General features: G+C 40.4%; 1 protein-coding gene. It reads left to right on the top strand.

Translation table 11 applies throughout. The annotated features are described in order from the left end of the window. On the top strand, positions 1-604 hold a 604-nt coding region (locus ACFIO3_RS15145), incomplete at both ends, for a Fic/DOC family protein (RefSeq protein ID WP_375704791.1).

The following is a 604-nucleotide window of genomic DNA, read 5'->3' as shown; positions in this document are numbered from 1 at the left end:
CAAAAGCAAAGACAAAAAATATACAGACAGTTTCTCCCCATCATTATGTCTACCCAAACACCACAACACTCAAAAATAAATATGGAATAAAAGACTTAAAATCCTTTCTGGATAAATGTTCAAAGGATACAGCAGAAGCGATAGTTAATCTGCGTGAATCCCCCGTACCAGAAAAGTTTGATAGCTCCTATCTATGCTCTATACATCACCACTTATTTAAAAATACCTTTGAATGGGCTGGATATCTGCGCCATCTCCCATTTACATTTGAAGATGGTACCACAGCCGCCATGCCCGAAATGAAAAGAACAGGATGGGAAAATCCTTTTGCACTCGGCGATGAAATCCAAGACGGTTTACAAAAATTAGATCAAACGCTTGCCGAAAAAGATAATTTGCAAGGCTTAACGCGTGAGAAATTTAACGCTGAAGCAATAAGCTTATTTAACGCCCTTAACCAACTCCATCCTTTTAGGGGAGGAAATGGACGTACACAACGGGTCTTTTTTGAAAATCTCGCCAAAGCCGCAGGGCATCAGCTTGACTTTTCACTTGTTACAAAAGAACGCATGATGCTCGCCAGTGTTGCTGTAGCAGAAAATGG

This window comes from Bartonella sp. AD328YNZD (genome assembly GCF_042196425.1).
Note: the sequence above shows the minus strand (reverse complement) of the source record. Positions and strands in the feature narration are given on the sequence as shown.